The sequence below is a fragment of the Salipiger bermudensis genome, from assembly GCF_017309175.1.
Lineage (GTDB): Bacteria > Pseudomonadota > Alphaproteobacteria > Rhodobacterales > Rhodobacteraceae > Salipiger > Salipiger bermudensis.
The window spans coordinates 37,828-64,423 of the sequence record NZ_JAEKJV010000004.1 but is presented as its reverse complement, the minus strand read 5'-3'; the positions used below and the strand labels follow the sequence as shown (position 1 = coordinate 64,423).

The following is a 26,596-nucleotide window of genomic DNA, read 5'->3' as shown; positions in this document are numbered from 1 at the left end:
ACATGACCCTGCACAGCGCATTTGCCGCCGACATCCGCGAGAGCCTGTCCGATCCCGACCTGTTCCGCGAAGCCGCCCTGATCGATGGCGCGTGGGTCGCCCGGGCCGACATGGAAGTCTCCAACCCTGCGACCGGCGGTGCGTTGGGCCACATGCCCGACTGCACGGCCGACGAGACGACGCAGGCCATCGCCGCGGCAGAGGCCGCGATGGTCGACTGGAAGAAGAAGACCCATGCCGAGCGCGCTGACCTGCTGATGGCGTGGTATCAGCTCATGCTCGACCATGCCGACGACCTTGCGCTGATCCTCACAGCCGAGCAGGGCAAACCGCTGGCCGAAGCAAAGGGCGAGATCCTCTACGGCGCCTCGTTCGTGCGCTGGTTCGCCGAGGAAGCGCGCCGCATCAATGGTCACATCATCCCGAGCCCGGTGCCGGGCAAGAAGATCTTCGCCATGAAGGAGCCGGTGGGCGTCTGCGCCATCATCACGCCGTGGAACTTCCCCAACGCGATGATCACCCGCAAGGTGGCCCCGGGGCTGGCCGCGGGCTGCACCATGGTGATCAAGCCCTCGGACTTCACCCCCTACTCGGCGCTGGCTCTCTGCGTGCTGGCCGAACGGGCGGGCATTCCCAAGGGCGTGCTCAACGTGCTCACGGGCCGCCCGGAAGCGATCGGCGCGACGCTGACCGCGTCGCCGGTGGTGCGCAAGCTGAGCTTCACCGGCTCGACCCGGGTGGGGGCGCTGTTGGCCGAGCAATGCGCGCCGACCCTGAAGAAGATGAGCCTCGAACTGGGCGGAAACGCGCCCTTCATCGTGTTCGACGACGCCGATCTCGACGCCGCGGTCGAGGGCGCGATGGCGTCCAAGTTCCGCAATGGCGGCCAGACCTGCGTCTGCGCTAACCGCATTCTCGTCCAGTCGGGCATCCATGATGCCTTTGTCGCCGCTCTGGCGGCGCGGGTCGATGCGCTCAAGGTTGCGGCGGGCACCGAGGCCGGGGCCGAGATCGGCCCGATGATCAACGCCGCCGCGATCGAGAAGATTTCCGCCCATGTCGAGGATGCGCTCGCCAGAGGCGCAACCCGTGCCACCGCCTCGCGCGATCTGCCCGAGCAGTTCGCCGATCCGGTGGTGCTCACCGGAGCCACGCCCGAGATGCGGCTGGCCAGCGAAGAGACCTTCGGTCCGGTGGCGCCGATCTTTCGCTTCGAGACCGAGGAGGAGGCTCTTGCGATCGCCAACGGCACCCCGTTCGGACTGGCGGCGTATTTCTACACCACCGACATGGCCCGCGCCTTCCGCTTTGGTGAAGCGCTCGAAGCCGGGCTGGTGGGGCTCAACACCGGCGCCGTGAGCCACGCCGAGGCGCCTTTCGGAGGGGTAAAATCCTCGGGCCTCGGGCGCGAGGGGGCGCAGGAGGGCATCGAGGAGTATCTCGAGACAAAGGCCTTCCACTTCGCCGGGCTCTGATGGCGCCAGTAGCGTTAGCGCGCCGTCCGTGGATGATGGCGCGCATTGTCCCTGCCATCGGCGCCATGACGCCGGTGCAGACTGAGTGGCAATGCGCTTGCAGGCATTTCCAGAAGCCTGTAACGCATCTCCGACAAAAACACTCAGTAAAGTGGTCTCCGACATGCTGAACACTTCGACCCTTGCATCTGCAGCCGCCGCGCTGACCGTCTCGGTCGCCTCGGCGCAGGCGCAGACGAGCTACCCGCTGACGATTGAAAACTGCGGCCAGACGGTGACATTCGAGCAGGCGCCGCAGAACGCCGTGGCCCTTGGTCAGAACAGTGCCGAGATCATGCTGCTGCTCGGGCTCGAGGATCAGATGAAGGCGACCGCCTTCTGGCCGAATTCGGTGCTCCCCGACGTCGCCGAGGCCAACGACAAGGTCGAGGTTCTCACGGTGGAGTTCCCGACCCTGGAAGCCGTGCTGTCGAAGCAGCCGGACTTCGTGGCAGCGATGCTGACGACACTGCTCGGGCCCGACAGCAAGGTCGCCAAGCGGTCGGATTTCGAGGAGCTCGGGATCCCGACCTACCTGTCGCCCAGTGCCTGTTCGACGACGCTGAATGCGGGCGATGCCTATGGGTCGCGCGGCGAACTGTGGAGCATGGACCTGCTCTACAAGGAGATCGACGACCTGTCGCGGATCTTTGATGTCGCCGATCGCGGCGAGGCGCTGATCGAGGATTTCAAGGCACGCGAAGCGGCGCTGCGCGCGCGGTTCTCCGAGAACGAGGACCTGACCTTCCTGTTCTGGTTCTCCAGCCCGTCGCCCGCCGATGATGCCTATCTCGGCGGCGGCAACGGCCCGTCGGGCTATATCGCGGACGTCCTCGGGGGCCGCAATGCCATCCAGACCGAGGCCGACTGGCCCGCGGTCGGCTGGGAAGGCATCATGGCGGCCGATCCGACGGTCTTTGTCGCGACGCAGGTCGACCGCAACCGCTGGGATCTGGACACCGCCGAGAACAAGATCGACTTCCTGACCTCCGACCCGACGGTCAGCCAGATGGAGGCGGTGCAAACCGGCCGGATCGTCACCATGAGCGGCGCCGCGATGAACCCGAGCATCCGCACGCTCTACGGCGCCGAGCAGATCGCCGAGCAGCTCGAGACGCTTGATCTTCCGTGATGCCGGCAAGCCTGTCCAAGGGCGGGGCCGCGCGCCTCGCCCTTTTGCTGTTCCTGTCGCTGATCGTTTTGGTCTTTGCCGTCGCGAGCGCGACGGCAATCGGGGATTACAACATCGCGCTCACGACGGTGTTCCTGTCGGTCACCAACGAGCTGGGGCTGACCGGTGCCGATATCCCTCCGATCGAGCAGAGCGTGGTCTGGAACCTGCGCCTGAGCCGGGCCCTGATCGCGGCGCTGGCCGGGGCCGGGCTGGCGCTTTGCGGCGCGATCCTGCAGGCGCTGCTGCGCAACGCGCTGGCAGAGCCCTTCGTGCTCGGCGTCTCGGCCGGGGCTTCGACCGGGGCGGTCTGCGTCATCGTGCTGGGGATCGGCGCGGGGAGCCTGTCGCTGTCTCTGGGCGCCTTTGCCGGGGCCTTTGCCGCCTTCGGGCTGGTGGCGCTTCTGTCGAACGGCGCAACCAGCGGGCCGAACCACACGATCCTTGCGGGCGTCGCGGCCTCGCAGCTGTTCAACGCCCTGACCTCCTATATCGTGACGACCTCTGGCAATGCCCAGCAGGCGCGCGACGTGATGTTCTGGCTGCTGGGCAGCTTCGGGGGCGTGCGTTGGCCGGATTTCCAGCTCCTGCTCGTGGTGGTCCTCTTCGCCCTCGCAGTCTGCATCCTGATGGCGCGCTCCCTCGATGCCTTCACCTTCGGCGATGAGGATGCCGCCTCTCTGGGGGTGCCCGTCGCCCGCATTCGCCTCGTGCTTTTTGCGGTGACGGCGCTGCTGACCGCGACGATCGTCAGCATGGTCGGCGCGATAGGGTTCGTCGGCCTCGTGGTGCCCCATGCAGCGCGCTACGTGGTGGGGCCGATGCATCTGCGGCTGCTTCCGGCAAGCGCGCTGACGGGGGCGATCTTCATGGTCGTCGCCGATATCGTGTCGCGCATCATCGCCACGCAGCAGACGGTGCCCATCGGGGTCGTCACGGCGCTGGTCGGCGTGCCCTTCTTCGCCATCATCCTCTACCGCGCGAGGCCACAGGCATGAGCGTCGTTGCCGAGAACCTGCGTTGGGGCGTGCGGCGCAAGAGCATCGTGTCGGACGTGTCGCTGAGTGTTGCCCCGGGAGAGACCCTTGGCCTGATTGGCCCCAACGGATCGGGCAAGTCCTCGCTCCTGCGGCTTCTGGCGGGGCTGCGGCGCCCTGCCTCGGGACGGGTCGAGATCAACGGTCAGGACATTGCACGGGTGGCGCGCAAGGCCTTGTCGCGCCACGTGGCTTTCGTGCAGCAAAGCGCTGCGACCGACACCAACGTCTCGGTGGAGGATGTGGTGCGGCTTGGACGGACCCCGCACCGATCGGCCCTTGCGGGGTGGTCCGAAGGCGACGAAGCCGCGGTGACCGACGCGCTCCAGCGGGTCGGCATGACATCGCGCCGGACACAGGCCTGGCAGACCCTGTCCGGAGGGGAGCGCCAGCGTGTGCATATCGCGCGCGCCTTGGCTCAGGCCCCGCAGGTGATGTTCCTCGACGAGCCGACAAACCACCTCGACATTCATCACCAGATCGAGATCCTGCGCATGGTGCGCGACCTCGACCTGACCAGCGTCATCGCCCTGCATGACCTGAACCTCGCTGCCATGTATTGCGATCGGATCGTGGTGCTTCAGGACGGACAGATCCACGCCTGCGGCACACCTGAAGAGGTTCTCACGCCACAGCTTCTGAAGGATGTCTTCCGGGTCTCTGCCCATGTCGACGCATCCGCGGATGCGGGACGACCACACATCCGTTTCAGCGCGGGGTGATGCACCCGCACCAGAGGCGGGCGTGGACGCGTTCGCTGCTCTGCCCAGCTCAGGAGCCAAGCGATGACCCTGCCGCAGACGCCCACATCGCTTGATGTCTCGAATGAAAGGGTCGGGGTCGTCCTGCGTATCCTGTCGACCCTGGCCTTCGCGTTGATGGGGGTCTTCGTGAAGGCGCTGGGAGACACCGTGCCGCTCGGGCAGGTGGTGTTCTTCCGGTCCGCTGTCGCGATGCTGCCGCTTGTGGCCTACCTATGGTGGCGCGGGGACTGGCCGCGCGGCCTCAGGACCTCCCGCCCAATGGGGCATATCGGGCGCTGCCTGATGGGCGCCGCCGCCATGTTCACCTCGTTCGCGACGATCCGGCTCCTGCCGCTCGCTGAAGCGACGATGTTGTCCTATCTTGCGCCGGTCGTGCTCGCAGTTCTTGCCTGGGCACTTCTGGGAGAGCGGCTGACGGCGCGGCGCATTGCAGGCGTGTCACTGGGCCTTGCGGGTGCGACGGCCTTCTGCCTTCCCGCCTTCGCGGGTGTTTTGCCGGACGCCGGCGGTCTGGGCGTATTTCTTGGTCTTGTGACGGCCGCGCTGACGGCAGGAGCGCTTGTGCAGGTGCGCAGGCTCACGCTGCTTGGTGAAGGCTCCGGCGCGATCGCGTTCTGGTTCGCGCTCGTGTCGGCGCTTGGCGGCCTCGCGACGCTGCCGTGGGGCTGGATCTGGCCCGGTCCGACAGGCCTTGCTCTCCTGATCGCGATTGGCCTCTCAGGGGGCCTTGCGCAAATTCTCATGACGCTGTCGTTTTCCTACGCGGATGCCTCGGCGCTGGCGCCCTTCGAATACCTGTCGGTGCTCTGGGCCGTGGTTCTGGGATTTGCCGTCTTCGCCGAGATACCGGGGCTCGCTTTCTTCATTGCCGGACCACTCGTGCTGTTCGGTGCCTTCATATCCCGGCCGGTCCGATCGAAATAGGATGGGGGGCACCCTGCAGCCCGACTTCTTTTATAATCCATGTGGTTATCTGATTTAGAGTGACTGCCATGGGAGCGGTTTGCGCGCAGCTGAGCGTCGCCGATGCGCGCCTCGACCAGCTTCAGCACCAAGCCCGAGGCCGCACCCTTGTGCCACAGAACCTGCCGCGCGCGGCTGAAATACTGCGTCTCGCCGGTCTCGATCGCCGGGCGAAAGGCCTCGGTGTTCATCCAGCCGAGGATCAGCACCTCGCCGCTTTCGGCATCGGTCGTTCGGCAGGGCATGAGCCAGTTTGGGCCGAGTTTCGGCGCGAGCCCGGTGCCTTCCAAGACCCGTTCGATGCTCTGCCGTGCCTGAAACTGCACGGCTGTGCTCATCGTCGCGTCTGCCCTCTTGTTTATTGTTACGGTATAACATAACGGGTAGCGCCATGGCGGAGGAAACGTATAAAGATGAGCAGCGCTATGACGTTGGATGACACGCGCAATCCCGTCACCTTGCGGGGCCCTTAGGGGCCGGGAAGACAACACTTCTGAAGCGTCTCATCCGTGAGCCAGAGGCCGTAGAGGCGCTGGTGGCCAAGGCGCGGACTCCCGGCGCCGTTTGACGGGCGAGACAGGACAAGGAAAGGAGCACCGAATGAACATCACCCAAGACGAGATCGCACAGGCCCTCGTGAGCTGGGGCAATGGCAAGATCGCCATTTCCAAGGCCTTCGAGGACGGTGGCATCGACGCCGCACGCGCCGTCGCCTCGGCCAATATCGATGCCTATTACGGCTACAATCTCGGCCCGGTGCTGTTCAAGCCGACCATGGCCAGCGGCGCGCAGACCTTCCGCCCGACCAAGCCCGGAGCTCTGGCCTATTTCTGTGGTCATTCCGAGGAGTACCCGCTCGACAACGGCTTTGCGATCATGGGCTGGCGGGCCTGTCAGAACACCACGTCGGCGACGTTCGTTCAGGGCGATATCGCGATGTGGATGGGCTGGATCCGGCTCACCAACAAGGACGGCTCGATCACCACGGTCGACAAGAGCTTCGGTTACAAGAAGGACGCGGCCGGCACGCTGCGCATCGTCCTGCACCACTCGTCGCTTCCCTACCAGCCACCGGAGGCCAGCGCATGATCCTCGATACCTCCGCAGACCTGAACCACTGCACCGAACACGCCTCCGGGCCCTCCGGTCTGTCGGCCATCCACCAGCCCGGCACGGCCGCCACGGTCTGGGAGCGGACGCCGCTGAGCGGGTTTCAACGCTGGATCGACGCGTTGCCGCCCGAGCAACTGCCCCGCGCCCGCGTTATCCTGCGGTCCGAAGCGGTGTGCGATGCACTGCTCGAGATCGCCCGCCTGCACGGGATCCCGGACTGCCCGGAGCGCAACCTGCTGATCGAGGATATCTCGGCGCTGGCGCTGATTTTCGCCGATGTGATGAAGTGCGATCGCCTGCAGCTGCGTCTCGACGTGATCCAGACCAACGCCTGCCGCAAGTTCCATATCGACGCGGTGAGTGCGCGGCTGATTTGCACCTATCGTGGGACCGGTACGCAATACGGGATCTCTGCGGATGGCACCGATCCGGCGCAGATCCTGACTGTGCCGACCGGGTCTCCGATCATCCTGCGCGGGACGCGCTGGCCGGAAACGCCGCTGTCCGGGCTGCTGCATCGGTCGCCCCCGATCGCCGGGACCGGAGAAACACGCCTGTTGCTGGTGCTCGACCCGGTCGAAGATCCCGAAAAGGCAGACGGCACCGGCTATATGCACTGATCGCCGCGCCCCGGGGGATGGTCCCGGGGTGCGCGCATCTCACTCCACCTGCGTGCCCGAAGTCGCGAAGCGCGCCCGGTAGTCGCGCGGCGACAGCGAGAACCGGCGCCGGAAGGTTTTGCGCATCTGCTCGTCGCTGCGGAAGCCGGCGCGAAAAGCGACAACCTTCAGCGGAAGGTCGGTGTCGAGCAGCAGCGCCTTTGCCCGGTCGCAGCGCAGGCGCTCGAGCGTGGCCATTGGCGAGGCGCCGAATTCGGCGGTGAAGGCGCGGGTGAGGGTGCGGACGCTCATGCCCTGCGCAGAGGCGATCTCCTCAAGCGTCAGGGGCTGGTCGAGCCGGTCGTTCATCCAGTCGAGCACGTCGCGCATCCCCGCCGGGTCTGACATCTGGCCAGTCAGCAGGGTGCTGAACTGCGACTGCCCGCCGGGCCGCTTGAGGTACATCACCATGTCGCGCGCCACCGCGAGCGCGATGTCGCGGCCGCAATCCTGTTCGACGAACGCCAGCGTCAGGTCGATCGCCGCCGTGACCCCGGCCGATGTCCAGATCTGGCCCGCCCGCAGGAAGATCGCGTCGGCATCGACCTCGACCTGCGGAAAGCGCTGGCGAAGCCGGTCGGCATAGTTCCAGTGGGTCGCCGCGCGCTTGCCATCCAGCAGGCCGGCCTCGGCCAGAAAGAACGACCCCGTGCAAAGCGCCGCGCAGCGTGGCACCTTGGGGCCGCTCGTCCGGCACCAGCCGACCAGCGCCGCCTCGCGCTCGAGCGCCTCTTCGATCCGTGCGGCCCCGGCGATCATCACGGTGTCCGGCACGCCAAGATCGTGCAGGGCCACGGCGGCCTCGATCGACATCAGCGTGTCCGACGGAACCGGTCCGGCCTCGGGCGCGGCGATCTGCACGTCATAGCCGCCCGGACGCCCCGCCGCGGCAAGGTGCTGGGTGGCATAGCCAAGAACGCTCAGCGGCCCCGTGGCCTCCAGCGTCTTGAAGCCGGGGTAGAGGATCAGCGTCACCCGGCGCATGTGATCGGAAGTCTCGGACCGGTCTTGCTCTGTCGGCATCTTCAAATCCTGCGGTGGCCAGTATGGCGCGGTGATTGGCCAGATGGCGTGGGTCTGCGCCGTCGCGCGCGGAGCGTTACTGTGTAACACCCTCCCAGACAGCAACAAGAGGAATGAGCCGATGAAAATCCGCGCCGCCGTCGCCTGGGAAGCCAACCGCCCGCTCGAGATCGAGGAAATCGACCTTGATGGTCCAAAGGAAGGCGAAGTCCTGATCCGGATCGTCACGACCAGCCTGTGTCACACCGACATGTTCACCCTCTCGGGCGCCGATCCCGAAGGGCTGTTTCCGGCCGTTCTCGGCCACGAGGCTGTGGGCATCGTCGAGGAGCTGGGGGCCGGCGTCACCTCGCTCAAGCCTGGCGACCACGTGATCCCGCTCTACACGCCAGAGGACCCGAACTGCCCCTACATCAAGTCCGGCAAGACCAACCTTTGCCAGACCATCCGCAAGACCCAGGGTGCCGGTGTGATGCCTGACGGGACCTCGCGCTTCAGCTACAAGGGCAAGAAGATCCACCACTACATGGGCACCTCGACCTTCGCGGAATACACCGTGCTGCCCGAGATCGCGGTGGCCAAGATCTCCAAGGAGGCCCCGCTGGCCAAGGCATCGGTCATGGGCTGCGCGATCCCTACCGGCATGGGCGCGGTGCGCAACACCGCCAAGGTCGAGCCGGGCGCGACCGTCGCGGTCTTCGGCCTCGGTGCCGTGGGCATGGCGGTGATCCAGGGCGCCAAGATGCAGGGGGCCTCGCGCATCATCGGCATCGACACCAACCCCAACAAGTTCGCGTTGGCGCAGCAACTGGGCGCGCATGAATGCATCAGCCCGAGCGATTTTTCCCAGCCGACTCAAGATGTCATCGTCGAGATGACGGATGGCGGCGTCGATTATTCCTTCGAGTGCATCGGCAACGTGAAAGTCATGCGTTCGGCGCTGGAATGCTGCCACAAGGGCTGGGGCGAGTGTACCGTGATCGGGGTGGCCGGTGCGGGCGAAGAGATCGCCACGCGCCCCTTCCAGCTGGTCACGGGCCGGGTCTGGCGCGGGTCCGCCTTTGGCGGCGTGCTGGGGCGCAGCCAGCTGCCGGGCATGGTGGACGAGTGGCTTCGGGGCGACTTCGACGTCGATCCCTACATCACCCACAACATGACCCACGAGCAGATCAACACGGCTTTCGACCTGCTGCATGCGGGCAAGTCGATCCGCTCGGTGATCCACTTCCAGCCCAACGAGACGATGCTGACGAACTCGCTGCCCGGCGTGATCGTGCCTGCCTGATCATGCCCTGCCGGGCGTGCACCCCGGGATGTGAAAGAAAAGGGCCCGCCATTGGCGGGCCCTTGATGCCAAGGGGTAAGGGCGTCGCGGTTCAGTGCGTCAGACGCGGACGCGGACCCCGCCCATGAGGATGTTCCTCGAGGGGCCGATGAGCGTGCAGGTGCCTCTCATGATCCCCACGAAGCTGAGCGGCACGGTCCGAGAGCCCGAGAGGGATCTGGCGCGGGGCGGGCTGCACGGGCTCTGGTCAGGACTGTCGCGGTCCGATCATGCGATTGACGCGCGCCATCTTCGGCGCTACGGATCCTGCATGGAAAACACGATGATCATCGCAATGACCTGGTGGCTGGCCTCCTGACAAGGTGGCCGGATGACCAATCAATTTCCGAGGCCGCCGCACGGGCGGCCTTTTGTTTTCCAAGCTCCCCGATGCGCGGTCTCTCGTTTCATGAGGGGACGCAAATGAACAGACCAACCATTCTCACTGGCGACCGCACCACGGGGCCGCTTCACATCGGGCATTATGCCAGCTCGCTGGCAAATCGGCTGCGGTATCAGGACAGCCATGACCAATTCCTGCTGCTGGCGGATACCCAGGCCCTCACGGACAACGCCCACGATCCAGAGAAGGTGCGGCGAAGCGTAATTGAGGTCGCTCTGGATTACCTGGCGGTGGGCATTGATCCCGCGCGCACGACGATCTGTCTGCAATCGCATCTGCCGGCGCTGGCCGAGCTTTCGATGCTCTACCTGAACTTCGTCACTGTCGCGCGGCTTGAACGGAATCCGACGATCAAGGACGAAATCCGAGCGCGCGGGTTCGGGCGGGATATTCCCGCCGGCTTCCTGTGCTATCCTGCGGCACAGGCGGCGGACATCACGGCCTTCAAGGCGACGGTCGTGCCGGTCGGAGAGGATCAGGCCCCGCTGATCGAGCAAACCAACGAGATCGTGCGGCGGATCAATACGACCGCGGGCTGCGCCGTGCTGCCCGAGGCACGGGCGGTCATCCCCAAGGCGGGCCGCTTGCCCGGTATCGACGGCAAGGCCAAAATGTCGAAATCCGGTGGCAACGCGATTGCGCTGTCCGCGTCGCCCGACGAGATCCGCAACGCTGTCAAAGCGATGTTCACCGATCCCAACCACCTGCGTGTCGAAGACCCGGGCCGCGTCGAGGGCAATGTCGTCTTCACCTATCTCGACGCCTTCGACCCGAACCAGGACACGCTTGCCGAGCTCAAGGCGCAGTATCAGCGCGGCGGGCTTGGCGATGGCAAACTCAAGGCGCGACTGGAGGCGATCCTTCAGGACCTGATTGCGCCCATTCGCGCGCGCAGGGCAGAGCTCGCCCAAGACCGTGGATACGTCTTCGATGTGATCAGGGAAGGGACGCAAAGGGCACGCGAGCGCACCGAGGCGACCAAGCGTGACGTCGTGAGCGCCTTGGGCTTGTTCGAGTTGTAGATACGCCGCGGCGAGCCGTTTCGTCTGCGCCAGGGCCTTGGTCGACAGTCAATCCCACTGCCTTGGGTGACGAGCGAATCAGATGCAGAGTGCATGTAGGAATTCAGCGCAAGCTGCAGAGTACTTTGGCTTTCGGGCGGTTCCTGGCAGGAGGGCGATACTATTTTTCCGCCGCGGCGCCGAATCCATCCCGGCTCACAGGTTTTGATTTACTTCTCCGCTCAGCACGGACAGCACAGAGGCCGGGCCGGGGAGGCCTGCCGAAAACGGTCATCTGATGGAGGAGCACGAGATGAAGGCGCTGGTTCTGGAAGAGAAAGGCAAGCTTGCCCTGCGCGAGTTCGAAATTCCCGGTGAACTGAGGCCGCGTGACGTGCGGATCAAAACGCACACGGTCGGCATTTGCGGCTCAGACGTGCATTATTACACCCACGGGAAGATCGGCCATTTTGTCGTGAACGAGCCGATGGTTCTCGGTCATGAAGCGTCGGGGATTGTCATCGAGTGCGGCGCGGAGGTGACCGATCTCAAGCCCGGGGATCGGGTTTGCATGGAACCAGGCATTCCCGACCCCGAAAGCCGGGCCAGCAAGCTAGGCATCTACAACGTCGATCCGGCGGTGCGCTTCTGGGCGACACCGCCGGTTCATGGATGCCTCACGCCGGAAGTCATTCATCCCGCCGCCTTCACCTACAAGTTGCCGGACAATGTGAGCTTTGCCGAGGGCGCCATGGTCGAGCCCTTCGCCATCGGCATGCAGGCCGCGCTGCGCGCCCGCATCCAGCCAGGCGATGTCGCGGTGGTCACGGGTGCGGGACCCATCGGCATGATGGTGGCGCTTGCGGCGCTTGCCGGCGGGTGCGCCAAGGTGATCGTCGCGGATCTGGCCCAGCAGAAGCTTGACATCATCGCCGGGTACGACGGGATCGAGGTGGTCAATATCCGCGAGACGCCGGTCGCCGAAGCCGTGGCCGCGACCACCAGCGGATGGGGCGCAGACGTGGTCTTTGAATGCTCGGGGGCCGCGCCTGCGGTTCTGGGGATGCACCAACTGGCAAGGCCCGGCGGCACGATCGTGCTGGTCGGCATGCCGGTGGATCCGGTTCCCGTGGACATCGTGGGCTTGCAGGCCAAGGAGCTGCGGGTCGAGACCGTGTTTCGCTATGCCAATGTCTATGACCGCGCCATTGCCCTGATGGCGTCGGGCAAGGTGGATCTCAAGCCGCTGATCTCGGACAGCATTCCCTTTGCTGACAGCATCGCGGGGTTCGACCGCGCGGTCGAGGCGCGGGATACGGATGTGAAACTTCAGATCGTGATGCTCGAGTAGGCCACGTCTCCCGGCATCGATAGAGGCTCCCCCTGCACCCCCGGCATCAACGCGGTTCCGGGGGACGACGCCTTTGCCGCCGTCGCCGTGGGACATGCGACGCGCACCGTCTCGCGCTCGCCTACGGGCTGGTCCGGACAAGCCCAGGAGGACCGGACTTCTGCCAACGAGGCGGCGCCGGACGCGCGCCGCGCGAGCCACGGCGGTCGCCACGGGCGACCAAGGGGGCGCGGTATTTGCACAACCTGAAGTCGGGTGGGAGAGCCTTCGCGATACCGATCTGATCGTTTCATATGCGAAAAAGTATGATCACTGGATGCGCGGATACTCCGCCCTCAAATCGCTGGAATTTTGAGCGCTTTCGAGAGCTTAACCCAATAAGCCCCCTATACGTGGCCGTTTATGCTGCGCTGCGGCGCCGTAATTTCCGCGCCTCAGCGTCTTTCATAGCTTTATTTTTGCATTCGCGGCACGCATCGCGTCAAAAAAGTATCGGTCAAAAACCCGATCTGAGGTAGAGCGTCACCACGGCGCAGGGTACCGTCGAGAAAAGCGGCCCTTCCGGGTGGAGACGGCAGGGGGCACCGCGACGGAGGAGAGACTGTCATGCAACCCGACCTGGAACTGGTCCATATCCGCAAAGGCGAAAGCTTCGCTGCCTGGATGCACGGCTACCCGTTCCGCACTGTGCGCTGGCACTATCATCCCGAGTACGAGATCCATCTCGTCGTGGACACGCATGGCACCTTCTACATCGGCGACCACATCGGCGAGTTCGGCCCCGGCCAGCTCATCATGACCGGGCCGAACCTGCCGCAGAACTGGATTTCCGACATCGCGCCTGACGAGGTCGTGCCGGCGCGCTCCTTCGTGGTCCAGTTCCCCGAGACGTTCATCGAGGATGCCGCCGCTGCGATGCCCGAGATGGATGCGATCCGCCCGCTGCTCGAGCGCAGCCACCGCGGGCTGCTGTTCAGCCCGGCCACCGCCGAGGCGGTCAAGCCGCTGATGACCGAGCTCTTCGAAGCCCGTGGGCTGCGCCGTCTCGCGTTGTTCTGGGAGATCCTCGACCAGCTCGCCAACGCACCCGAGCCCGAGGTGCTGGCCAGCCTCAGCTACGAGCTGGACCTCGAAGCGCTAAAGGATGTCGGCGTGAACAAGGCCATTGCGCATCTGCGCGAGAACCTGACCGAGAGCATCGATGAAAAGGACCTCGCCGAGATGGTCAATCAAAGCCCAAGTGCTTTTTCTCGCGCGTTCAAGCGGCATACGGGCTCGACCCTCGTGCGCTACAAGAACCAGCTTCGGGTGGATCTGGCCTGCCAGATGCTCCTGACCCAACCGGAGGCCAAGGTGGCCGAGATCTGCTTTGATGTCGGCTTCTCCAACCTCTCGAACTTCAACCGACATTTCGTGCGGCTCAAGGGCATGTCGCCCTCGCAGTTCCGCGCGACCTTCGCCGCCAACGGAGTGTTCTCCGAAGCGGACTGATCCCCGGCGGACAATCAGGATTTCAGGAATTCGGACGGCGTGCTGCCGACCGGACACGGGCAGGCCTTGCCTGTCACATTAAAACGGGAGGAACCCTTTTATGAAACATCTGCTCGGAGCCGCATCCGCGGCCGCGCTTTCCCTCGCCCTGGCCGTGCCGACCTCTGCCCAGGAGGACGGGCTGAAGATCGGCATGACCTTCCAGGAGATGAACAACCCCTATTTCGTCTCGATGCAGGAGGCCCTGATGGCCGCCGCCGAGGATCTGGGCGCCGAGGTCGTGGTGACCGACGCGGGTCATGACGTGGCCAAGCAGATCTCGGACGTCGAGGACATGCTGATCCAAGGCATCGACATCCTGCTGCTCAACCCGACCGACAGCGCCGGCATCGAGAGCGCCGTGCACATGGCCAAGGCGCAGGACGTCATCGTCGTCGCCGTGGATGCCAACGCCAACGGCCCGGTCGACACCTTCGTCGGCTCGAAGAACCGCGACGCCGGCTACCAGTCCTGCAAATACCTTGCCGAGGCCATCGGTGGCGAGGGCGAGGTGGCGATCCTCGATGGGATCCCGGTGGTGCCGATCCTCGAGCGGGTCGAGGGCTGCAAGGCGGCGCTGGACGAGTTCGAGGGCGTGACCCTCGTCGACACCCAGAACGGCCGCCAGGACCGCTCGGTGGCGCTTGGCGTGGTCGAAAACATGATCCAATCGCACCAGGACCTGAAGGGCATCTTCTCGGTCAACGACGGCGGCGCGATGGGCGCGCTGGCCGCGATCCAGGGCTCTGGCCGAGACATCAAGCTGACCTCGGTCGACGGTGCCCCCGAAGCGGTGGCCGCCATCGCGCAAGGCGGTCCGTTCATCGAGACCACGGCCCAGTTCCCGCGCGACCAGGTGCGCGTCGGCCTCGCCATGGCGCTGGCGCAGAAGTGGGGCGCGCGCGTGGTGCCCTCCGAGGTGCCGATCGACGTGAGCGTGATCGACGCCGAGAACGCTGCCGACTTCAGCTGGTAAGCCGCTTCCCCGGCCATCCCCGCCCGGGGGTGGCCGGCCCAAGCCCCCGCGGCTTCCCCTCAGGACCAAGGACCGTTCCCATGTTGCAACTGACCGGCATCAAGAAACGCTTCGGCAGCATACAAGTGCTGCACGGGGTCGACCTCGATGTGCGCGCCGGCGAGGTCCACGCGCTGCTGGGCGAGAACGGGGCCGGCAAGTCGACCCTGATGAAGATACTCACCGGCATCCTGAAGCCCAGTGAGGGGACCATCACCATCGAGGGCGAGACCCGTCACTTCGCCAATTACGACGAGGCCATCGAGGCCGGCATCGGCATCGTCTTTCAGGAATTCAGCCTCATCCCATATCTGACGGCGGTCGAGAACATGTTCCTTGCTCGCGAGATCCGCGGCCCCTTCGGCCTGCTGGACCGCAAGGCCATGCGCAAACGCGCCAAGGAGATCCTCGCCCGGCTCGAGGTGAACGTTCCGCTCGACGTGCCCATTGCCAAGCTTTCGGTCGCCGAGCAGCAGTTCGTGGAGATCGCCAAGGCGCTGTCGCTCAACGCGCGGATCCTCGTGCTGGACGAGCCCACCGCCACGCTCACCCCGTCGGAGGTCGAGCATCTCTTCAAGGTCATGCGCGAGCTGCGCAAGCAGGGCGTGGCCATCATCTTCATCTCGCACCATCTCGAGGAGATCTTCGAGATCTGCGACCGCATCACCGTGCTGCGGGACGGGGAATATGTCGGCGATTGCCTGGTCTCCGAGACCGACAGTGACCGGCTGGTCGAGATGATGGTCGGGCGCCGGATCGAGAACAGCTTTCCCGAGAAGCCCGGCCCCCGTCCCGGTGCCAAGGTGATGCTCGAATGCGAGGAGGTACAGCTGCGCAAGGGCGGGCCGATCTCCGATTTCGTGCTGCGCGAGGGCGAGATCCTCGGCTTTGCCGGGTTGGTCGGGTCCGGGCGCACCGAGACAGCGCTGGCCATGCTGGGCGCCTACCCGGCGGCAAGGTGCAAGGTCATGGTCGACGGCGAGGAGACCCGCTTCAAGGAGCCCGCCGAGGCGCTCGCCCACGGCATCGGACTGCTGCCCGAGAGCCGCAAGGAACAGGGGCTGATCACCAGCTTTTCGATCCTGCAGAACATCTCGCTCAACAATTACGGCAAGTACCGCAAGGGCCACTGGTTCATCGACCTCCAGAAGGAGCGCGAGGCGACCCAGACCGCCATGGGGCAGGTCCGGGTCAAGGCGCAGGGGCCGATGGCGCGGGTCGACACGCTGTCGGGTGGCAACCAGCAGAAGGTGGTCATCGCCCGCTGGCTGAACCACCAGATGAAGGTGCTGATCTTCGACGAGCCCACCCGCGGCATCGACGTCGGTGCCAAGGCCGAGATCTACCAGCTGATGCGCGCGTTCACCGCGCAGGGCTACGCCATCATCATGATTTCCTCGGAGCTGCCCGAAGTCATCGGCATGTCCGACCGGGTCTGCGTGTTCCGGCAGGGCGGCATCGTCGCCACCCTCGAGGGCGACGCGATCAATGCCGAGGGAATCATGACACACGCCACGACCGGGAGGGTTCGTCATGTCGCATAACGCAACAAACACAGCAGAGGACGGCAAGCAGGGCGGGTTCAGCTTGCGGTGGGTGCTCCACTCGCCGCTGGCGCTGCCACTGATCGGTCTGATCGTGGTGTCGATCCTGATGGGCTTCGCGTCCGAGAACTTCTTCTCGGTGGGCAATATCATGAACGTGCTGCGGCAGGTGTCCATCGTGGCGATCCTCGCCGTGGGCATGACCTTCGTGATCCTCACCGGCGGCATCGACCTCTCGGTCGGCGCGGTCATGGCGCTGTCGGGCACCATCGCGGCGGGGCTCATGGTCAACATGGGGCTGCCCGGATGGGTCGGCCTGCTGGCGGGGTTGGGGGTCGGCGTCGGGCTCGGCATCTTCAACGGCGTGATGGTGGCCTGGGGCCGGATGCCAGCCATCATCGTGACGCTGGCGACAATGGGCATCGCCCGCGGCCTCGGGCTGCTCTACTCGGGCGGCTACCCGATCTCGGGCATCCCGTCGTGGATCTCGTGGTTCGGCATCGGTCGCATCGGCATCGTGCCGGTGCCCGTCATCGCCATGGTCATCGTCTACGCCCTCGCCTGGGTTCTGCTGCAGCGGACGCCTTTCGGGCGCCACGTCTATGCCATCGGCGGCAACGAGCTGGCGGCCAAACTGTCCGGCGTGAAGACCCAGATGGTCAAGCTCACGGTCTACGGCATCTCGGGCCTGACCTCGGCCTTCGCCGCGCTGATCCTCACCGGGCGCCTGATGTCCGGCCAGCCCAATGCCGGGGTCGGCTTCGAGCTCGACGCCATCGCGGCGGTCGTACTGGGCGGCACCGCCATCGCCGGTGGTCGCGGATTGATCCTCGGCACGCTGATCGGCGCGGTGCTTCTGGGCATCCTCAACAACGGTCTGAACCTCATGGGGATCAACCCGTACCTTCAGGATGTCATCAAGGGCCTGATCATCCTGCTGGCCATCTATATCGGCCGCGAATGGTGACGGGCCGCACGGCCCTCACCTTTGCCGCCTCCGCACATACGAAGGAGAGACACACATGTCTGAGAAGCTGAACGGCAAGGTCGCCGTCATCACCGGCGCGGCCTCGGGCATCGGCCTTGCCGCCACCGAGATGCTGCTGAAGAACGGCTGCACCGTGGTCATGACCGACCGCAACGAGGCCGCGCTGTCCGAGCTGACCGCCAAGTACGGCGACAAGGCCGTGGCGCAGGTGACAGACCTTCTGGACCCGCAGAGCTGCGATGCCATGGTCCCCGAGATCCTCGCCAAGACCGGGCAGATCGACATCCTCTACTGCAACGCGGGCAGCTATATCGGCGGCGACCTGTGGGAGAGCGATCCGGCCACCATCGACCGGATGCTGAACCTCAACGTCAACGCGGTGATGAAGAACATTCATGCCGTGCTGCCCCACATGATGGAGCGCAGGACCGGCGACATCGTGGTGACGAACTCCATCGCCGGGCACTACCCGGCCTACTGGGAGCCGGTCTATTCCGCCTCGAAATGGGCGATCAACAGCTTCATGCAGGGCATTCGCCGGCAGATGATCCCCTACGGCGTCAAGGTGGCGCAGGTCTCGCCCGGGCCCGTGGTCTCGGCGCTGCTGGCCGACTGGCCGGAGGAAAACCTGCGCAAGGCCAAGGAAGCCGGCGCGCTCATGGACCCGGAAGAGGTCGCCGACGCGCTGGAATACATGCTCACCCGCAAGCGGCAGGTGACGGTGCGCGACCTGATCGTGATGCCGTCGGCGTTCGAGCGGATGTGAGCAAGGCGCGGCGGCGCCTTTCCTCCCTTGGGGGCCGCCGCATCAGGTCTTTCCGGGACACCGGAGAGGAAGGAATGACCATGACGGATCTCTTTATCGGCGTCGACGTGGGCACGGGCTCAGCACGGGCGGGTGTCTTCGACCGCGAGGGCGCGCTTCTCGCCACCGCCAAGCGCGACATCGCCATGCACCGCGACGACGCGGGGCTCGTCGAGCAGAGCTCGGCGCAGGTCTGGGACGCGGTCTGTGCCTCGGTGCGCGAGGCGATCGCGGGCTTCGATGCGGCGCGGGTGACGGGCATCGGCTTCGATGCCACCTGCTCGCTCGTGGTGATGGGGCCGGAGGGCGGCCTGCCGGTCAGCGATGACGGATCGCCCGAGCGCGATATCATCGTCTGGATGGACCATCGCGCCACGGAGCAGGCGGCGCGGATCAACGAGGGCCGTCACGACGTTCTGAAATATGTCGGCGGGCGGATTTCGCCCGAGATGCAGACGCCGAAGCTGCTGTGGCTCAAGGAGACCAGGCCCGATATCTACGCGGCGGCAGAGCAGTTCTTTGACCTGACCGATTTCCTGACCTGGAAAGCGAGCGGAGCGCTGGATCGATCGTCCTGCACGCTGACCTGCAAATGGACCTACCTGGCCCACGAGGGGCGCTTCGATCCCGCCTATTTCCAAGCCATCGGGCTTGGCGATCTCGCCGAGCAGAGCTTTGCCCGGATCGGGGCATCGGTGGTGACCCCCGGCACGGCGCTCGGGCAGGGGCTGACTGCTGCGGCGGCGGCGCAGATGGGGCTGCGGCCCGGAACCGCCGTGGCGGCGGGCCTCATCGACGCCCATGCGGGCGGGATCGGCACGGTCGCCGCCGAGGGCGGCGCAGGCACGGCGAGTGACTGCCTCGGCTACGTCTTCGGCACCTCGTCCTGCACCATGACCACGACCGCCGAGCCGGCCTTCGTGCCCGGGGTCTGGGGGCCCTACTATTCTGCCATGGTGCCGGGCATGTGGCTCAACGAAGGCGGGCAAAGCGCCGCCGGGGCGGCGCTCGCGCATCTCGTGACGCTGCACCCCGCCCATGCCGAGGCCGAACGCATGGCGCGCGCCGAGGGCAAGGCGCTGATGCCGTTTCTCGCCGATCGCGCGCTGGCGCTTGGTGGCGACGCAGGCGGTGCGCTGCGGTTGGCTGACGATCTGCACGTGGTGCCCGAGTTCCTCGGCAACCGCGCCCCTTTTGCGGATCCCGAGGCGCGCGCGATTATCGTGGGACAGGGGATGGAGCAGGGCATCGACGCACTTGTGGCCCTCTATGTCGCAGGGCTGTGCGGGCTGTGCTACGGGCTGCGACAGATCATCGAGACGCAGGACGCGAACGGTGCGCCGACGCGGACGATCTCGGTCTCGGGCGGTGCCGGAGCACATCCGCTCACGCGGCAGATGCTGGCCGATGCCACCGGCCGTGTCGTGGAGATCATCGAATGCAAGGAACCGGTGCTGCTGGGATCGGCAATGCTGGGCGCCGTGGCCGCCGGAGCCTTCGACGACCTGCCAGCAGCCATGACCGCCATGTCGCGCGTCGCGACCCGCTCGACCCCCTCGGGAGGGCGTACCGCAATGCTGCATGGCGCGCGCTACGACACATTCCTCGCCTTCCAGACGCTCGCGCGGAAGAACCGCGCGCGGATGGCGGCCCTCACCGAATAGAGACGCAAACACAAGGACAGAACCGCGATGGATTTCACTGGCAAGACCGTCATCATCACCGGCGCCGGCAAAGGGATCGGGCGCGCTTGCGCGCGTCTCATGGCCGCGCGCGGCGCTGATGTCGTGGCGATCACCCGCACCCAGGCCGATCTGGACAGTCTCGCGTCCGAGATCGGCTGCGCCACCGTGCAGGCCGATCTGGGCAGTGCCGCCGCGACGCGCGCCGCGATGGCCAAGGCCGGACCCGCGGACATGCTGATCAACAGCGCAGGCATCAACGTGCTCGAGTCGAGTTTCGACATGACCGAGGCGGGCTTCGACGCGGTCATGGGCATCAACCTGCGCGCCGCCTTGATCACCTGTCAGGAGTTCGCGCGGGCGCGGGTCGAAGCGGGTGGCGGAGGGGCCATCGTCAACATCACCTCGATCGCAGGGCATCGCGGGTTTGCCGAACATCTTTGCTATGCCGCCTCCAAGGCGGGGCTGGAAGGCGCGAGCCGGGTCATGGCCAAGGAGTTCGGTCCGCATGGCATCCGGGTCAATTGTGTCGCGCCCACGATCACCCTCACCGAGCTTGCCGCCGAAGCCTGGTCCGATCCGGTCAAGGCGCAGCCGATGATGGTGCGCCACCCGATGGAGCGGTTCGCAGAGGCAGACGAGGTGGCCGAGACCATCGCCATGATGCTCTCGGACGATGCGAAAATGATGACTGGGGCGGTGGTGCCGGTTGATGGCGGCTTCCTCGCGGTCTGATCCCCGGGGCGACAGCGTGAAGGTCTTTGCAGACACCGCCAACGTGGACGAGATCCGCGAACTCAACGCGATTTGGGCTCCTTGACCGGGCCGCTGAGTTCAGCGCCGCCTTGCGCCCGGGCCTTTATAAGCTCTCTGCCATCTCGTATCGAAAGGTTAGGTCGGACGGCCTCGACCTCTGGCCTTTCGATATGATGCAGGAACGACCGCCTGATGGGTCGCGCTTGCGCTGCCTTTTCGGCACGGACATGACCAGGTTGGCAGACCCGCTGTAAGAGATCTTCGGCGAGAAAATCAGCCGCGACCCGATCTCGCGGCTGCACGGATCGGGATTGTTTGGGGCGGGCCCCTGGAGGCCCCGTCACAGGGCGTCTTTTGCTTGTGTGACCACCGCGCGCTTCCTCGCGGCCTTCGGCCTCGAGACCCTGCGCCACTTTCCGAACCACGAGCAGACGGAAGATACCCGTATCGCCCAAGGCGACAGCAGGACACAGGCGGGACCATCAGGCCGGCGCGGTGTCTTTGACACAGGTCTCGGGGCCGAGCTTCAAGGATCCCCGGGTCCGGTGCCGTTTTCTTGAGCACGCCAGGGGGCTGACGGTCCTCCCTTGCATGAGAGAGTTCGCTACACTTGACAGAATCATAAAAACAAACCGACCTGTTTGTATATGGAGGCAACATGACCGTGACCACACGCAGAACCCAGGATCAGCGCAGCGCCAAGACCCGGAGGCTGTTGCTTGATGCGACAATCCAGTCGCTGATGGAGGTTGGCTATGCCAACACCAGCACCGCGGGGATCGCGAAGCGGGCAGGGGTCTCGCGCGGGGCGCAGACCCATCATTATCCCGGCAAAATGGACCTCATCGTCGCGGCCACCGAAGAAATGTTCGCGAATTTCGCCACCGGTCTCGAAACCCTCGCCGGCGAGCTGCGGGCCGGGCGACTGAGCTACGACGCCTTTTTCGATGCAATCTGGGATGGCGTCTTGAACGGCGATTGGTTCTATTCCTCGCTCGAGATCATCGTCGCCGCCCGCGGCGATGACGAGCTGCGGCGCCAGCTTGCGCCGCTGATCCTCGACCTGCACGAGCGCTTCGAGACCACCTGGTCGCGCACCTTCGTGGCGGTCGATCCCACCGTGGTGTCGTCGCGGGTCGCGCTGAACCTTGCGATGAACGTCTTCCGCGGCATGGCGGTTCAGGCCGTGCTGCGCCGGGACGAAGCCTATTTCCTCGAGATGCTCGCGGCACTGAAGGCGGTGATCGCGGTGCATGTCCGGCCGGCGGAGAACGGTTAACTCAAAAACAAACAAGCTGGTCGGTTTTAAATATACGGGCATATCCTTCCCCCAATGCGGCGTCAGATCGCACCACACCAACTGAGATCCAACAGGAGACCACGATGAAGAAGTATATCTCCCTACTGGCTGCGGCCGGCCTTGCGGCAAGCCCGCTCCTTGCGCAGGACGCGGAGTGGGAAACCGAGGGCCTGACCGACGATGCCATCACCATCGGCGTGATGGGGCCGTTCTCGGGCAACGCCTCGTCCTACAGCAAGGCGCTGATCGGCATGATGGCCTATTACGACAAGGTCAATGAAGAGGGCGGCGTGCACGGGCGCAAGCTCGTTGCGGTGCAGGAAGACACCGCCTGCGACAGCGCCAAAGGGCTCGCCGCCGCCAAGAAGCTGATCTCGCAGGACGAGGTGTTCATGCTGCAGGGCAACTCCTGCTCGGGCGTGGCCCTGGCGCTGCGGCCTACTATCGAGGAGGCAGGCCTGCCGTGGATCGTCGCCCACGCGGTGAGCGACTCGATCTCCGATCCTCTGGCCGGGAATATCTTCCACGGCGTTCCCACCGGCCGCGCCAACGGGCGCGCAATGGCCGCCTTCGTGCTGTCGAAGCCCGACACCAGCAACGTGGCGATCATCGAGCACTCGAACGACTGGGCGCATTCCTACTCGAACCCGGCCCGCGACTATCTGGAAGAGAATGGCGTCGCCCCCGCGCTCGAGCTGACCATGGAGCGCGGCCAGACCGACGCCACCGCGCAGGTGCTGAAGCTGCGGCAGGAGAAGCCCGATTTCATCATCGCGGCGCTCTACGAGGCCGAGACCGCCATCTTCCTGCGGGATCTGAAGAAATACGGCATGGGTGACGTCCCGGTCATGGGCACCGCAGGCACCGACCTCGAGAACACCCTGAAGCGCACCGGCGATTTCGACACGGTGAAGAACTACTACGTGATCCACTCCTACGTCGACAATCTCGACGGGCCGCTGATGCAGCCGTGGGGCGAGATGATCCACAAGTACTACCCGGACGAAGAGCTCTCGACCTTCTCCTTCGTCTCGATCGGCTCCGCCGAGGCGCTGGTCTCGGCGCTGGAAGCGGTGGGGCCCGAGCTCACCCGCTCCAAGCTGATGGCGGCACTGGAAGAGGTGCGCGACTTCGACACCGGTATCCTGTCGGACCCGATCACCTGGACCGCCGACGACCACCAGGGCGTCAAGGGCTCGGCGGTGGCGGGCTTCGTCGATGGCGAGCCGACCGTGCTCAAGGCCTGGGGCCAGCCCTACTGACACCTCCCCGACTGCCGGGCGCGGCAGCCGTCGCGCCCGGTCTTTTCAAGGAGCAGACAACATGCTGATGCAGCTGACTTTGGGAGGTCTCTCCCAGGGCATGATCTATGCGCTCATCGCGCTGTCGCTGACGGTGGTCTACCGCTCGACAACGGTGGTGAATTTCGGACATGGCGATTTCGTCATGGCAGGGGCCTTCCTGTCCTACGTGCTCGTGGTGCTGGCGGGCGTGGCCTTCCTCCCCGCGGCGGCGCTGGCGATGATCGCGATGTTCGTGCTGGGGGTGATGTTCAACCGCGGCCTGATCCGTCCGATCCGCGGCGGCCCGCATATCGGGCTGGCGCTCATGTGCATCGCGGCGGGCTACCTGCTGCGCGGCATCGCGCGCATGGTCTGGGGCCGAGAGGTGCTGCCGATGCCGCCGGTCTTCGACATGGCCCCGATTTTCGTCGGCGACCTCGTGATCACCGGCGACGCGGTGTTCATCATCGGCACCGTGCTTGTCCTGCTGCTGCTGTTCTTCGGGCTGATGGCCCTGACCGACCTCGGCAAGATGGTGCAGGCGGTCTACCAGAGCCCGCGCGGCGCGCGGCTCATCGGTCTCAATGTCGACCGGTTCAACGACTTCTCCTGGGGGGTCGGCGCGGCTCTGGGCGCGCTTGGCGGCATCCTCGTGGCGCCGGTCTCGCTGCTGCATCCCGATCTTGGGGCATCGTTCCTGATCAAGGGGTTCGCGGCCATGACGCTGGGCGGCTTCGGCTCGCTGGGCGGCGCGGTGCTGGGCGGCGTGCTGCTGGGCATCGCCGAGCAATATGCCGGCGCTTACCTCGATACGGCGCTGATCGAGATCACCGCCTACGTGGTGATCGTGGCGGTGCTGTTCATTCGGCCGCAGGGGCTCTTCGGCCGCAAGGCCGTGGTGAAGGTGTGATCCGATGAGCCAGATCATGCCCTCCGCCCGCCAACGCAAGACGCGCACGCTGCTGTTCTGGGCCGTGCCCGCCGTGCTGCTCCTGCTGCCGCTCACCACCAACCCCTACACCCAGTTCATCGCCAACGGCATGCTGGTCTCGGTGCTGGTGACACTCGGCTTCACCCTCACCATCGGCAATCTCGGCCAGCTCGCCTTTGCCAACACGGCCTTCTTCGGGATCGGCGCCTACAGCTCGGCGATCCTAGCGGCCAAGCTCGGCGTGCCGTGGCTGCTGACCATTCCGCTGGCCGGGGCCTTCGGCGCACTGGGGGGCTTTCTCGCCTCTGCTGCGGCGCTGCGCGGCATCCGCACCTATTACCTCGCGATCATCACCCTGGCCTTCGGCGAGCTGATGCGTTGGGCCTACCTGCACGCCAAGCCGTTGACCGGAGGCACCGACGGCATGCCGATGCCCCGCGAGACGCTGCTGGGCATCTCGCTCACCGATGACACGCTCAAGTTCTACATCTTCCTCGCGGTGACCGTGCTGCTGGTGAAGGCCACGCTGAACCTGATGCGCTCGCATTTCGGCCGCGCCGTGATGGCGGTGCGCGAGAACGAGATCGCCACCGCCTCGCTTGCCATTCCCACGGCGCGGGTGATCCTCGTGACCTTCATGTGGTCGGGCTTCGTGGTGGGCTGCGCCGGGGCGCTCTTCGCGCGCCATGTCGGACACGTCTTTCCGGAGAGCTTCGGCATGCTGCATCTCATCGCCTCCTTCGCGATGGTGCTGGTGGGCGGGCTGGGCTCGGTGCTCGGCGCCGTGCTCGGCGCGGTGCTGCTGACCGCGCTGCCGGAATACCTGCGCGCCTTCCCCGGCATGGAAGAGCTGTTCTTCGGCCTGATCGTTGCGGGCGTGCTGGTCGCCATGCCCATGGGCCTCGCGAGCCTGCTGCGCCGGGTCTCGCCCATCTTCGTCGAACGTTTCTACCGGGAGGCCCCATGAGCACGCTTCTGACCGTCGAGGGCCTCTCGGTCCGCTTCTCGGGGCTGACCGCGCTCGACGACGTATCCTTCACCCTCGAGGATGGCAACGTCCGCGCGGTGATCGGACCGAACGGTGCCGGCAAGTCGACGCTGTTCAACGCGATCTCGGGCTATGTCGCGCCGACCGCAGGCGCCGTGCAGCTGCGCGGGCAGGAGCTGACCCGGCTCACCCCGCATGAGATCGCCGAGCAGGGCGTCCGCCGCACCTTCCAGAATGGCGGGCTGTTCCCGGCGCTGACCGTGCTCGAGAACGTGCTGACCGGGCTGCACGCGCAGACCCACGGCTCGTTCCTCGACATCCTGCTCGGGCGCTCGAAGGCGCTGAAATCCGAGGCCGACAACATCCACCGGGCCCGCGAGCTGCTGAAGCTCATGTCGATGGACCACATGGCCGACACCCGGGCCGGGGACCTCTCGGGCGGGCAGCAGCGCATCGTCGAGATCGTGCGCACGGTCGCCTCCGACCCGCCGGTGCTGCTGCTTGACGAACCGGCGGTGGGGCTGTCGCCGGTGGCCCGCGCGCAGATGATGGAGATCATCCACCGTCTCGCCGGAGAGAAGGGCGTCGGCATCCTGCTGATCGAACATGCGGTCGAGCTGGTGATGGCCGCCGCCGACCGGATCCTCGTGATGGCCGCAGGTGCGCGCATCGCCGAGGGCACGCCAGAGGAAATCCGCGAAGACCGCGCCGTGCTGGAGGCTTACCTTGGACACTCCTGAACCGCTCCTGAAAATCCGAGACCTGCACGTGGGTTACGGCAAGAAGCCGATCCTGCGCGGCGCCACCTACGACGTGGTGCCGGGCGAGTGCCTCACCCTGCTCGGGGCCAACGGCTCGGGCAAGTCGACCTCGATGAACGCGATCTGCGGCTTTGTCCGCCCAAGCGCCGGCTCGGTGCTTTTCGACGGCCAGGAGACCGCGGGGCTACCGCCGCACCAGATCTTTGCGCTTGGCATCGCGCAGGTGAGCCAGGCACGGGATCTCTTTCCCGACCTCACCGTCGAAGATAACCTGCGGCTCGGCGCCATGCGCCGAGGCGGCAAGGAACTGACGCAGACGCTGGCCCATATCTACGAGCGGTTCCCGCGCCTGAAGGAGCGACGGAAGCAAGCGACCCGAACCCTCTCGGGCGGCGAGCAACAGATGGTCGCCATCGGCCGCGCGCTGATGTCCCGGCCACGGCTCCTGTTGCTCGACGAGCCCTCGGGCGGGCTCTCGCCGCAGTTCTGCGAAGAGATCGCCCGCATCATCGACACGTTGAAAGAGGACGGCGTGACCATGCTGATGGTCGAGCAGAACCTCAACCTCGCCTTCCGCGCCGCCGACCGCTTCATCGTCCTGAGGGACGGCGAGGTGGTGGATGGCGGCGACGTCCGCGCCATGGCGGGCGATCACGACGCCATCGTGCGCAACATCTATCTCTGACCAAA

The 26,596-nt window shown here is 65.7% G+C and carries 25 protein-coding genes and 2 pseudogenes; 25 read left to right on the top strand and 2 right to left on the bottom strand.

The genetic code is table 11. The features are described 5' to 3' along the window. Positions 1–2: 2 nt before the first annotated feature. The 5 genes from JF542_RS06860 (at position 3) to JF542_RS06840 (ending at position 5,410) form a co-directional block, all read left to right on the top strand. Positions 3–1,475 carry an NAD-dependent succinate-semialdehyde dehydrogenase gene (locus JF542_RS06860; RefSeq protein ID WP_207075263.1) on the top strand — a complete coding sequence of 491 codons (1,473 nt, stop codon included), beginning with the start codon at positions 3–5 and terminating at the stop codon, positions 1,473–1,475. Positions 1,476–1,638: 163 nt separating this feature from the next. Then, the gene (locus JF542_RS06855; RefSeq protein WP_207075262.1) at positions 1,639–2,646 is read left to right on the top strand and encodes an ABC transporter substrate-binding protein; all 1,008 of its coding nucleotides are present in this window, start codon (positions 1,639–1,641) and stop codon (positions 2,644–2,646) included. Next, positions 2,646–3,683, top strand: coding sequence for a FecCD family ABC transporter permease (locus JF542_RS06850; protein WP_007801651.1), 1,038 nt, complete (start codon positions 2,646–2,648; stop codon positions 3,681–3,683). The genes JF542_RS06855 and JF542_RS06850 overlap by 1 nt, the downstream gene beginning before the upstream one ends. Further along, the gene (locus JF542_RS06845; RefSeq protein ID WP_207075261.1) at positions 3,680–4,444 is read left to right on the top strand and encodes an ABC transporter ATP-binding protein; all 765 of its coding nucleotides are present in this window, start codon (positions 3,680–3,682) and stop codon (positions 4,442–4,444) included. Before JF542_RS06850 ends, JF542_RS06845 begins: the two co-directional genes overlap by 4 nt. A gap of 63 nt (positions 4,445–4,507) precedes the next feature. Next, entirely contained in the window at positions 4,508–5,410 is a 903-nt protein-coding gene (locus tag JF542_RS06840) for a DMT family transporter (RefSeq protein WP_007801649.1), read from the top strand. Between the two features lie 161 nt (positions 5,411–5,571). Here JF542_RS06840 and JF542_RS24590 read toward each other — a convergent pair. Beyond that, a pseudogene (locus JF542_RS24590) lies at positions 5,572–5,640 on the bottom strand (hypothetical protein); the annotation flags it as partial. Between the two features lie 272 nt (positions 5,641–5,912). Here JF542_RS24590 and JF542_RS24585 point away from each other — a divergent pair. From JF542_RS24585 to JF542_RS06820, 3 genes and pseudogenes are all read left to right on the top strand, one after another. Further along, positions 5,913–6,017: pseudogene (locus JF542_RS24585) on the top strand (GTP-binding protein); the annotation flags it as partial. Positions 6,018–6,049: 32 nt separating this feature from the next. After that, positions 6,050–6,538, top strand: a complete 489-nt coding sequence (locus JF542_RS06825) for a phosphoribosyl-AMP cyclohydrolase (RefSeq protein WP_207075260.1) — start codon at positions 6,050–6,052, stop codon at positions 6,536–6,538. Next, positions 6,535–7,182, top strand: coding sequence for a DUF1826 domain-containing protein (locus JF542_RS06820; RefSeq protein ID WP_207075259.1), 648 nt, complete (start codon positions 6,535–6,537; stop codon positions 7,180–7,182). The genes JF542_RS06825 and JF542_RS06820 overlap by 4 nt, the downstream gene beginning before the upstream one ends. A 39-nt stretch (positions 7,183–7,221) precedes the next feature. Here JF542_RS06820 and JF542_RS06815 read toward each other — a convergent pair whose 3' ends face one another. Beyond that, on the bottom strand, positions 7,222–8,244 hold the full coding sequence (locus JF542_RS06815) for a GlxA family transcriptional regulator (RefSeq protein WP_207075258.1): 1,023 nt from the start codon (positions 8,242–8,244) through the stop codon (positions 7,222–7,224). A 121-nt stretch (positions 8,245–8,365) separates the two neighbouring features. Between JF542_RS06815 and JF542_RS06810 the strand changes: the two genes are divergently transcribed. The 17 genes from JF542_RS06810 to JF542_RS06730 all read left to right on the top strand — a co-directional run bounded on the left by JF542_RS06810 (position 8,366) and on the right by JF542_RS06730 (position 26,591). Next, entirely contained in the window at positions 8,366–9,529 is a 1,164-nt protein-coding gene (locus tag JF542_RS06810) for an S-(hydroxymethyl)glutathione dehydrogenase/class III alcohol dehydrogenase (RefSeq protein ID WP_207075257.1), read from the top strand. Between the two features lie 124 nt (positions 9,530–9,653). Further along, positions 9,654–9,887: a hypothetical protein gene (locus tag JF542_RS06805; protein WP_207075256.1), complete on the top strand. Its 234-nt coding sequence runs from the start codon at positions 9,654–9,656 to the stop codon at positions 9,885–9,887. A gap of 104 nt (positions 9,888–9,991) precedes the next feature. Then, positions 9,992–10,993, top strand: a complete 1,002-nt coding sequence (trpS, locus tag JF542_RS06800; RefSeq protein ID WP_207075255.1) for a tryptophan--tRNA ligase — start codon at positions 9,992–9,994, stop codon at positions 10,991–10,993. Positions 10,994–11,285: 292 nt separating this feature from the next. Next, complete coding sequence (locus JF542_RS06795) at positions 11,286–12,323, top strand: NAD(P)-dependent alcohol dehydrogenase (RefSeq protein WP_207075254.1); 1,038 nt, start codon at positions 11,286–11,288, stop codon at positions 12,321–12,323. A 606-nt stretch (positions 12,324–12,929) separates the two neighbouring features. Beyond that, entirely contained in the window at positions 12,930–13,814 is an 885-nt protein-coding gene (locus tag JF542_RS06790; protein ID WP_207075253.1) for an AraC family transcriptional regulator, read from the top strand. Positions 13,815–13,914: 100 nt separating this feature from the next. Continuing rightward, positions 13,915–14,829 (top strand): ABC transporter substrate-binding protein, encoded by a 915-nt coding sequence (locus JF542_RS06785; RefSeq protein ID WP_207075252.1) that lies wholly within the window; start codon positions 13,915–13,917, stop codon positions 14,827–14,829. A gap of 80 nt (positions 14,830–14,909) precedes the next feature. Beyond that, on the top strand, positions 14,910–16,412 hold the full coding sequence (locus JF542_RS06780) for a sugar ABC transporter ATP-binding protein (protein WP_207075251.1): 1,503 nt from the start codon (positions 14,910–14,912) through the stop codon (positions 16,410–16,412). Between the two features lie 52 nt (positions 16,413–16,464). Further along, the gene (locus tag JF542_RS06775; protein ID WP_340689148.1) at positions 16,465–17,379 is read left to right on the top strand and encodes an ABC transporter permease; all 915 of its coding nucleotides are present in this window, start codon (positions 16,465–16,467) and stop codon (positions 17,377–17,379) included. A gap of 55 nt (positions 17,380–17,434) precedes the next feature. Further along, positions 17,435–18,166: an SDR family oxidoreductase gene (locus JF542_RS06770; protein WP_207075250.1), complete on the top strand. Its 732-nt coding sequence runs from the start codon at positions 17,435–17,437 to the stop codon at positions 18,164–18,166. 80 nt (positions 18,167–18,246) lie between these two features. Then, the gene (locus JF542_RS06765) at positions 18,247–19,869 is read left to right on the top strand and encodes an FGGY-family carbohydrate kinase (RefSeq protein ID WP_423734649.1); all 1,623 of its coding nucleotides are present in this window, start codon (positions 18,247–18,249) and stop codon (positions 19,867–19,869) included. A gap of 27 nt (positions 19,870–19,896) precedes the next feature. Continuing rightward, the gene (locus JF542_RS06760; protein ID WP_207075248.1) at positions 19,897–20,622 is read left to right on the top strand and encodes an SDR family oxidoreductase; all 726 of its coding nucleotides are present in this window, start codon (positions 19,897–19,899) and stop codon (positions 20,620–20,622) included. A 679-nt stretch (positions 20,623–21,301) separates the two neighbouring features. Continuing rightward, the gene (locus JF542_RS06755) at positions 21,302–21,922 is read left to right on the top strand and encodes a TetR/AcrR family transcriptional regulator (protein ID WP_207075247.1); all 621 of its coding nucleotides are present in this window, start codon (positions 21,302–21,304) and stop codon (positions 21,920–21,922) included. 104 nt (positions 21,923–22,026) lie between these two features. Continuing rightward, complete coding sequence (locus JF542_RS06750) at positions 22,027–23,205, top strand: ABC transporter substrate-binding protein (protein ID WP_207075246.1); 1,179 nt, start codon at positions 22,027–22,029, stop codon at positions 23,203–23,205. Between the two features lie 61 nt (positions 23,206–23,266). Further along, positions 23,267–24,136, top strand: a complete 870-nt coding sequence (locus JF542_RS06745) for a branched-chain amino acid ABC transporter permease (protein WP_007801612.1) — start codon at positions 23,267–23,269, stop codon at positions 24,134–24,136. Between the two features lie 4 nt (positions 24,137–24,140). Then, complete coding sequence (locus JF542_RS06740; protein WP_007801610.1) at positions 24,141–25,124, top strand: branched-chain amino acid ABC transporter permease; 984 nt, start codon at positions 24,141–24,143, stop codon at positions 25,122–25,124. After that, the gene (locus JF542_RS06735; protein WP_207075245.1) at positions 25,121–25,885 is read left to right on the top strand and encodes an ABC transporter ATP-binding protein; all 765 of its coding nucleotides are present in this window, start codon (positions 25,121–25,123) and stop codon (positions 25,883–25,885) included. Before JF542_RS06740 ends, JF542_RS06735 begins: the two co-directional genes overlap by 4 nt. After that, a complete protein-coding gene (locus JF542_RS06730) occupies positions 25,872–26,591 on the top strand; it encodes an ABC transporter ATP-binding protein (protein WP_207075244.1) in 720 nt (239 codons plus the stop codon). Before JF542_RS06735 ends, JF542_RS06730 begins: the two co-directional genes overlap by 14 nt. Positions 26,592–26,596: the final 5 nt, after the last annotated feature.

What these genes read in the sequence shown, in the direction of transcription:
- JF542_RS06860 (WP_207075263.1), top strand. Translation starts at nt 3, where the DNA reads ATGACCCTGCACAGCGCATTTGCCGCCGACATCCGCGAGAGCCTGTCC.
- JF542_RS06855 (WP_207075262.1), top strand. Translation starts at nt 1,639, where the DNA reads ATGCTGAACACTTCGACCCTTGCATCTGCAGCCGCCGCGCTGACCGTC.
- JF542_RS06850 (WP_007801651.1), top strand. Translation starts at nt 2,646, where the DNA reads ATGCCGGCAAGCCTGTCCAAGGGCGGGGCCGCGCGCCTCGCCCTTTTG.
- JF542_RS06845 (WP_207075261.1), top strand. Translation starts at nt 3,680, where the DNA reads ATGAGCGTCGTTGCCGAGAACCTGCGTTGGGGCGTGCGGCGCAAGAGC.
- JF542_RS06840 (WP_007801649.1), top strand. Translation starts at nt 4,508, where the DNA reads ATGACCCTGCCGCAGACGCCCACATCGCTTGATGTCTCGAATGAAAGG.
- JF542_RS06825 (WP_207075260.1), top strand. Translation starts at nt 6,050, where the DNA reads ATGAACATCACCCAAGACGAGATCGCACAGGCCCTCGTGAGCTGGGGC.
- JF542_RS06820 (WP_207075259.1), top strand. Translation starts at nt 6,535, where the DNA reads ATGATCCTCGATACCTCCGCAGACCTGAACCACTGCACCGAACACGCC.
- JF542_RS06815 (WP_207075258.1), bottom strand. Translation starts at nt 8,244, where the DNA reads ATGCCGACAGAGCAAGACCGGTCCGAGACTTCCGATCACATGCGCCGG.
- JF542_RS06810 (WP_207075257.1), top strand. Translation starts at nt 8,366, where the DNA reads ATGAAAATCCGCGCCGCCGTCGCCTGGGAAGCCAACCGCCCGCTCGAG.
- JF542_RS06805 (WP_207075256.1), top strand. Translation starts at nt 9,654, where the DNA reads ATGAGGATGTTCCTCGAGGGGCCGATGAGCGTGCAGGTGCCTCTCATG.
- trpS (WP_207075255.1), top strand. Translation starts at nt 9,992, where the DNA reads ATGAACAGACCAACCATTCTCACTGGCGACCGCACCACGGGGCCGCTT.
- JF542_RS06795 (WP_207075254.1), top strand. Translation starts at nt 11,286, where the DNA reads ATGAAGGCGCTGGTTCTGGAAGAGAAAGGCAAGCTTGCCCTGCGCGAG.
- JF542_RS06790 (WP_207075253.1), top strand. Translation starts at nt 12,930, where the DNA reads ATGCAACCCGACCTGGAACTGGTCCATATCCGCAAAGGCGAAAGCTTC.
- JF542_RS06785 (WP_207075252.1), top strand. Translation starts at nt 13,915, where the DNA reads ATGAAACATCTGCTCGGAGCCGCATCCGCGGCCGCGCTTTCCCTCGCC.
- JF542_RS06780 (WP_207075251.1), top strand. Translation starts at nt 14,910, where the DNA reads ATGTTGCAACTGACCGGCATCAAGAAACGCTTCGGCAGCATACAAGTG.
- JF542_RS06770 (WP_207075250.1), top strand. Translation starts at nt 17,435, where the DNA reads ATGTCTGAGAAGCTGAACGGCAAGGTCGCCGTCATCACCGGCGCGGCC.
- JF542_RS06765 (WP_423734649.1), top strand. Translation starts at nt 18,247, where the DNA reads ATGACGGATCTCTTTATCGGCGTCGACGTGGGCACGGGCTCAGCACGG.
- JF542_RS06760 (WP_207075248.1), top strand. Translation starts at nt 19,897, where the DNA reads ATGGATTTCACTGGCAAGACCGTCATCATCACCGGCGCCGGCAAAGGG.
- JF542_RS06755 (WP_207075247.1), top strand. Translation starts at nt 21,302, where the DNA reads ATGACCGTGACCACACGCAGAACCCAGGATCAGCGCAGCGCCAAGACC.
- JF542_RS06750 (WP_207075246.1), top strand. Translation starts at nt 22,027, where the DNA reads ATGAAGAAGTATATCTCCCTACTGGCTGCGGCCGGCCTTGCGGCAAGC.
- JF542_RS06745 (WP_007801612.1), top strand. Translation starts at nt 23,267, where the DNA reads ATGCTGATGCAGCTGACTTTGGGAGGTCTCTCCCAGGGCATGATCTAT.
- JF542_RS06740 (WP_007801610.1), top strand. Translation starts at nt 24,141, where the DNA reads ATGAGCCAGATCATGCCCTCCGCCCGCCAACGCAAGACGCGCACGCTG.
- JF542_RS06735 (WP_207075245.1), top strand. Translation starts at nt 25,121, where the DNA reads ATGAGCACGCTTCTGACCGTCGAGGGCCTCTCGGTCCGCTTCTCGGGG.